Genomic DNA, 6,562 nt, shown 5'->3' with positions numbered 1-6,562 from the left:
AGGTCGTACAGGTACTGGCAGAGAATCAGCTTGCCGGAAATGTGGTTGTTGTAGGTCAGGATGGAGATCTTGCAGCCTGTCAGAGAATAGTAGAAGGAACACAGTATATGACTGCTTTTAAACCAATTGAAGATCTGGCAAGAAAAGCAGCGAAATATGCAGTGGAAATGGGTAGTGGAAAGGGAGTTGCAGAACTGGAAGATGTGACAGAAACAGTAAATGACGGAACTTATGAGATTCCTTCCTGCATCCTTGAACCAACTGCAGTGACAAAAGAGAATATAGATAAGGTGATCATTGAAGGAGGTTTCCACCGCAGAGATGAAGTTTATCTGAATGCGGATTACAGTTAAATAAAATATTCAGAGATTATCCGACTGCTTTTGCAGATGTAAGAGTAAATTAGTTGATTGTCTTGAAAAATGCTTGATTTGCAGGCATATTCGCAGGTTTGCAGATTGATTTTACTACTCATTTACTACTTTTAACGAATTGAGCCTTGATATGCAAAAAGCACCTGCGGACTGCCCGGATAGACCGCTGCACCACCTTACGCGGCACGTCGAAAAGAAAAAATAAAATAAGCACCACCTATAAGGCGGCGTTTCTCACTCCTACACAGGAGAACAGGAACGCTGCTTTTTTTATGCCCTCGTGTTACGCAGTAAGGGCAAACAAAGCCTTGATTTATGCGGCTCTTAGAGCGTGGAAATGAGAAAGACAAGGGTTGATACCTTTTCCCCTCAAAACCGCGTTTCTACTGCGTAACAAATCCAACGAAAAGGAGTGACGAAGCTATGGCAGTTTTCCGCGTGGAAAAGAACAAAGGTTATACCGTTATGAGCAACCACCATTTACGCAACAAGGAGCTTTCCTTAAAGGCAAAGGGCTTGTTGTCGCAAATGCTCTCACTTCCCGAAGATTGGGACTACACCCTTGCAGGACTGTCCCTTATCAACCGGGAAAAGATTGACGCTATCCGGGAAGCAGTACGGGAACTGGAAAATGCCGGATATATACAGCGTTCAAGGGAACGTGATGAGAAAGGATGCTTACGCGGTACAACGTATGTTATCTATGAGCAGCCGCCTAAGTTGGATTTACCTACATTGGAAAAACCAACATTGGATAATCCAACATTGGAAAAGCCTATGTTGGAAAAACCTACGTTGGAAAATCCAACGCAATTAAATAAAGAACTATTAAAGACTAACTTACCAACAAAAGAAAAATTAAATACAGATATATTAAGTACCCATTCCATTCCTTTCCATTCCCTAAATCCCTTTCCCTTAGAGGACGCGGCACAGCCGCCGGAACGGAAGCGAAAGGAAACGACAGACGCATATCGCGTGTATGAGGAAATCATCAAGGACAATATCGAGTACGACTATCTGATACAGGACAGATACCTTGACCGGGACAGGATAGAGGAAATCCTTGCCCTTATTCTTGAAACCGTCTGCACCAAACGAAGAACAATCCGTATCGCCGGGGACGACCACCCGGCAGAGCTTGTAAAAGCAAAATTTATGAAACTGAACAGCGAACATATCCGCTTTGTACTGGACTGTATGCAGGAAAACACCACCAAAATCCGCAACATCAAGCAGTACATGAAAGCTGCCCTTTTCAATGCCCCGTCTACGATTGGCAGCTATTACACGTCCCTTGTATCTCACGATATGTACGGCGGGCGCACTATCCAGTCGGCAAGAAGCAAGGGCATACCCGATTACACCTGCAACGAGGGCGAAAGCCTGTAAACCAACCTAAAGGAGGATTTTATGATGACACAGAGAACAGGAGCTTTGATTTTTGATGAAACCGCTGACCGCTACGACATTCGCTTTGACGTAAACGACTATTACGGGGGTTTGCATTGCGGCGACTGCATGGAGGTCTTTGTGCGGGGCAAATGGAAGCCTACCCGTATGGAGTACGGGGACAACTGGTATCTTGTAGGTATTCGGGCGGCAGACCTTTCCGGGCTGCGGGTACGGATTTAACAGGGCGGCGTGAAAGCGGACGCTCTTTTTTTCATGCCCGCCCCGCTTCCCGGCGGCGGGCATACCACCATAGAACACGAAAGGAGGACACCCATTGCAGGAGGAAACCAACGAAAAGACCATAGCCCTTTACATCAAGACCGGGAAGCTGACGGCGCAGCAGCTCCAAAAGGCTATGAAAGCCCTGCTTGCACAGATGAAAAAGCAGCATGACAGACAGAAAATCCCGCATGGAAAGCAGACCCTAAAGCAGCTTATGAAGCAGAACGCGGGCGTTTCCAACATTGAAATCACAAAGGACAATATCAAAGCCTTTGAGAGTACGGCGAAAAAATACGGGATTGACTTTGCCCTAAAGAAAGACAGCACCGAAACCCCGCCCCGCTATCTTGTGTTTTTCAAGGGACGGGACGCGGACGCACTGACCGCAGCTTTCAAGGAGTTTTCCGCAAAGAAACTGACGCAGGAACAAAAGCCCCCTATCCGAAAGCTGATTGTTTCCCTCAAAGAAAAGGCGGCGGCTCTGAACACACAGCGGGACAAAGTAAAAAACAAAGACAGGGGGATTGCAAGATGAACGCTATCAACTGGAAAAAACTGCTGCTTCCCAACATTCCCTATCTGTTCTTTGTGTATCTTTTTGATAAAGTCGGGCAGGCGGTACGCCTTTCGCCGGGGGCTGACCTGTCCGGCAAGGTGTTGTCGCTTGGGGAGGGATTTTCTATGGCTTTTGCAAACCCGCTTCCGAGTTTTGCCCCTATGGATTTGCTTATCGGTATTGCGGGGGCTGTCCTTATCCGGCTTATGGTGTACTTCAAAGGCAAGAACGCGAAGAAATACCGGAAAGGTATCGAATACGGCTCTGCCCGTTGGGGGACTGCCGAAGATATTAAGCCCTACACCGACCCGGTATTTCAGAATAACGTGCTGCTGACGCAGACGGAACGGCTTACCATGAACAGCCGCCCGAAGCAGCCGAAGTATGCAAGGAATAAAAATATCCTTGTTATCGGGGGAAGCGGCAGCGGAAAGACGAGATTTTTCGTGAAGCCCAACTTAATGCAAATGCACAGCAGCTACGTTGTAACCGACCCGAAAGGAACGGTTTTAGTCGAGTGCGGGAAGCTCTTACAGCGGGGCGGCTACCGGATAAAAGTGCTGAACACGATTAACTTCAAAAAAAGCATGAAATACAATCCCTTTGCCTATCTCCGCAGCGAAAAAGACATTTTGAAACTGGTAAATACCTTGATTGCCAACACCAAAGGGGACGGGGAAAAAGCCGGGGAGGATTTTTGGGTAAAATCGGAACGGCTCTTTTACTGCGCCCTTATCGGCTACATTTGGTACGAAGCCCCGGAGGAAGAAAAGAACTTCACGACGCTGCTTGAAATGATAAATGCGTCGGAAGCCCGCGAGGACGACCCGGAATTTCAGTCCCCCGTTGACCTTATGTTTGAACGGTTGGAGGAAAAAGACCCGGAACACTTTGCCGTCCGGCAGTATAAGAAATTCCTGTTATCTGCGGGAAAGACACGAAGCTCTATCCTCATTTCCTGCGGTGCGCGGCTTTCCCCTTTTGACATTAAGGAACTGCGCGACCTTATGGAAACTGATGAAATGGAGCTTGACACCATAGGCGACCGTAAGACCGCTCTGTTTGTCATTATCAGCGACACCGACGATACTTTTAACTTTGTGGTATCAATCCTTTACACACAGCTTTTCAATCTCCTTTGCGACAAGGCAGATAATGAATACGGCGGCAGGCTGCCCGTCCATGTGCGCTGTCTGTTAGACGAATTTGCAAATATCGGGCAGATACCGAAGTTTGAAAAGCTCATAGCCACCATACGAAGCCGGGAAATCTCCGCGTCGATTATCTTACAGTCGCAAAGCCAGTTAAAGGCAATCTATAAGGACAACGCCGATACCATCAGCCGGCAACTGCGACACCACCCTTTTCTTGGGCGGCAAGGAGAAAACCACCCTCAAAGAAATGTCGGAAATCTTCGGGAAAGAAACCATTGACAGCTTCAACACTTCCGAGAACCGGGGGCGCGAGGTATCGCATGGGCTGAACTATCAGAAGTTAGGCAAGCAGCTTATGACGGAAGATGAAATTGCAGTCATGGACGGCGGGAAATGTATCTTGCAGCTACGAGGGGTGCGCCCGTTCTTCTCTGATAAGTATGATATTACAAAGCATCCCAACTATAAATACCTGTCCGACTATGACAAGAAAAATACCTTTGATATGGAAAAGCATTTAAGGCGCAGACCCGCCCTTGTGAAGCCGGACGAACCCTTTGACTATTACGAAATCAGTGAAGCAGATTTGCAGGAGGACACCGACCATGAATAGACGTATCCGAAAGAAAAAGGATAAGAAAATCACAGAAGCCATAAACGGGCTTATTTTCATTGCCGAGCGACGGGAGCAACAGCGACAGACAGCTATCCGGCAGTTTGTAAAACGGTGTGAAGCCCTGTATGAGCAGCAGCGAAAGGAGGAATTGACGCAGTAACAAAGAAACAGACAACTTACAGAATACGCGCCCCTACTGGAAAATCCATAACGCCCATACTTAAAAACTGAATACCGCCGCGCGGCAGACACATAGGCAGCGCGGGGACTTATGACCGCGGCAGTTACAAAACTGACCGCCGTTTTTTATGCCCTTTTATGGGGCAAGCCGCATTTGCGGCAGAAAGGAGCTTTATGGAATTTTTTAACTCTGCTATCGACGTATTACAGACCCTTGTTATCGCACTGGGCGCAGGCTTAGGCATTTGGGGCGTTATCAACCTCTTAGAGGGATATGGAAACGACAATCCGGGTGCAAATGCTCATGTGCGGTAAAGTAATAAAAAGATTTAGGTAGCCGCCTTAACTATTCCTAAATAAGATAATATGCACAGTATTTTCTCGTAAATAGAAAATAAATTATTGCATTTTACCAATTATTATGTTAAAATGACAATGTAACAAAGAGCTATGTATTTTTAAGGAAAGGGAGGAACTTATGAATTTAAGAAAATCTATTTTAGCACTTTCAGTAGTAGCTGGAATTGTAGCTGCTCCAATGACTGTATTTGCCGCTCATACTCATAGTTGGGGTTCTCCCCAGTACTATGGATATGAAGATGAAATGCCTGGTATATATGATGACTGGGATAAATGTGCGACACGTCATGTATATAATTACAAACAATGTTTAATTTGTGGAGAAGTAAGCATTTATGAAGTTGAGACGATTGAAATGTCTCACAAATGGGTGAATGGTGCATGTGTATATTGCAACAAAGGTTACGCGAAAGAGATAAATTAACATAGTATCATTACCGGCAAGTTTATAATCAAAAAATAGAAAGCATTGAGAATATTTCATAATTTCTTGAAAGTACTCTCAGTGCTTTCTTTGATAATATGAAAGGAGAAATAAATGCAAAAAAAACAACTTTCTGTATTAGTACTAATTATTTTATGCTTTTTATTAGGATGTAACAGAGAAACACCAAAAGATGAATCTCAACAAAATTATGAAGATGAATCTAATATTTCTAAAACAAATGGAGAAGAACTTGTAAATATAAACAGTGAATTGTTAGGTTCGACTCCTTTTGATATCCAAATCGATAAAACAGCATTGCAGACTAGAAAAGAAACAGAAACAGAAGTTACAATAAAGACAAATTTAACAGACTGGGGTTATACTGTTTCTTCTGAAAAAGGGAAAATATCTGATATAAATAAAAATTCATTCATATATATAGCACCTAAAGATGAGAGGGATGATACTATAAAAATACAATTATCGGACTATGAAAATGGCATATCATATGAATATACAATTCCACTTATTTTTGCGGGAAACAATGAACATTCTTTAGATAAATTCAAGGAAAATCTTTCAAGATTACCTAATAGTTAGTAAAGAGTCGATAGACTAAAGTACCACCATCCTCTTTTATTTCAACTGAATATCCATCCCGCCGCACCGCAGCGGCACATGAAGCAGTAAATCCGAAAAAGATTTGCTGCTTTTTTTGCGTCCATTTTTGGCAAATTTCCAAAAGTTCCGTATTAGACAGTGAAACCAAAAAAGGCTGCCATTTTTTTCAGACAGCGGGCAAAACGCAGCTTCCGAAACGCCTTATTGTCGGGAAAGACCGAGCCGCCGGAAAAGTTCTTGCCGGAAAGTCCGTCCATTCTGCTCTTTTGTGGTTTGTAGGGAGTAAGGGAAAAACGCCAGCCCGCAGCCTTTTATAAAAAAAGCTGGTTATAGATTTTCTGAAAAAGTGGCAGTAGCAAGTGAACGGCAGGCCGGCAGTTTCTTAGAGCAAGATTCTACCGAGGTGCCAAAATTCGCTTATCGCTCATTTTGCCCCTGCGGGAATCTTGTTGGGGAGTGCCTTCCCCAAACCCTGCTTATGCGGCTTGCGCCGCTGAAAAACCCCTCAAAATATTTTTCGGATTTTTCAAAAACAGTTCCGCTTCACACCCTGTTTTTCTCCTATTAGTGAGAGGACACCACGCACAGAAAGGAGGT

Annotated in this window: 9 protein-coding genes and 1 pseudogene; 9 read left to right on the top strand and 1 reads right to left on the bottom strand. The window is 44.6% G+C overall.

All coding sequences use genetic code 11. The features are described 5' to 3' along the window. The 9 genes and pseudogenes from AC075J_RS13185 to AC075J_RS13145 form a co-directional block, all read left to right on the top strand. Window positions 1-353 (top strand): substrate-binding domain-containing protein (locus AC075J_RS13185; RefSeq protein ID WP_476390403.1); only part of this gene is annotated, 353 nt, incomplete at its 5' end. A 444-nt stretch (window positions 354-797) separates the two neighbouring features. Further along, window positions 798-1,766 (top strand): DUF6017 domain-containing protein, encoded by a 969-nt coding sequence (locus AC075J_RS13180; protein ID WP_015529214.1) that lies wholly within the window; start codon window positions 798-800, stop codon window positions 1,764-1,766. Between the two features lie 24 nt (window positions 1,767-1,790). Then, window positions 1,791-2,009, top strand: coding sequence for a DUF5348 domain-containing protein (locus AC075J_RS13175; RefSeq protein ID WP_015529213.1), 219 nt, complete (start codon window positions 1,791-1,793; stop codon window positions 2,007-2,009). A gap of 94 nt (window positions 2,010-2,103) precedes the next feature. Continuing rightward, entirely contained in the window at window positions 2,104-2,586 is a 483-nt protein-coding gene (locus AC075J_RS13170) for a PcfB family protein (protein ID WP_107572487.1), read from the top strand. After that, window positions 2,583-4,374: pseudogene (locus AC075J_RS13165) on the top strand (VirD4-like conjugal transfer protein, CD1115 family). The gene AC075J_RS13170 and the pseudogene AC075J_RS13165 overlap by 4 nt, the downstream one beginning before the upstream one ends. Then, entirely contained in the window at window positions 4,367-4,537 is a 171-nt protein-coding gene (locus AC075J_RS13160; protein ID WP_164468384.1) for a hypothetical protein, read from the top strand. Before AC075J_RS13165 ends, AC075J_RS13160 begins: the two are co-directional and overlap by 8 nt. 194 nt (window positions 4,538-4,731) lie before the next feature. Continuing rightward, a complete protein-coding gene (locus AC075J_RS13155) occupies window positions 4,732-4,872 on the top strand; it encodes a Maff2 family mobile element protein (RefSeq protein WP_022788348.1) in 141 nt (46 codons plus the stop codon). Between the two features lie 163 nt (window positions 4,873-5,035). Next, window positions 5,036-5,341 carry a hypothetical protein gene (locus AC075J_RS13150; RefSeq protein WP_002569240.1) on the top strand — a complete coding sequence of 102 codons (306 nt, stop codon included), beginning with the start codon at window positions 5,036-5,038 and terminating at the stop codon, window positions 5,339-5,341. A gap of 114 nt (window positions 5,342-5,455) precedes the next feature. Then, window positions 5,456-5,944 (top strand): hypothetical protein, encoded by a 489-nt coding sequence (locus tag AC075J_RS13145; RefSeq protein ID WP_002569239.1) that lies wholly within the window; start codon window positions 5,456-5,458, stop codon window positions 5,942-5,944. Between the two features lie 152 nt (window positions 5,945-6,096). Here the strand turns inward: AC075J_RS13145 and AC075J_RS13140 are convergent, their stop codons facing one another. Beyond that, complete coding sequence (locus AC075J_RS13140; RefSeq protein ID WP_007037420.1) at window positions 6,097-6,222, bottom strand: hypothetical protein; 126 nt, start codon at window positions 6,220-6,222, stop codon at window positions 6,097-6,099. Between the last annotated feature and the right edge of the window lie 340 nt (window positions 6,223-6,562).

This window comes from Blautia sp. ZXY-1-C6, assembly GCF_056339875.1.
The sequence above is the reverse complement of the archived record's forward strand: the minus strand, read 5'-3'. Positions and strand labels throughout refer to the sequence as shown.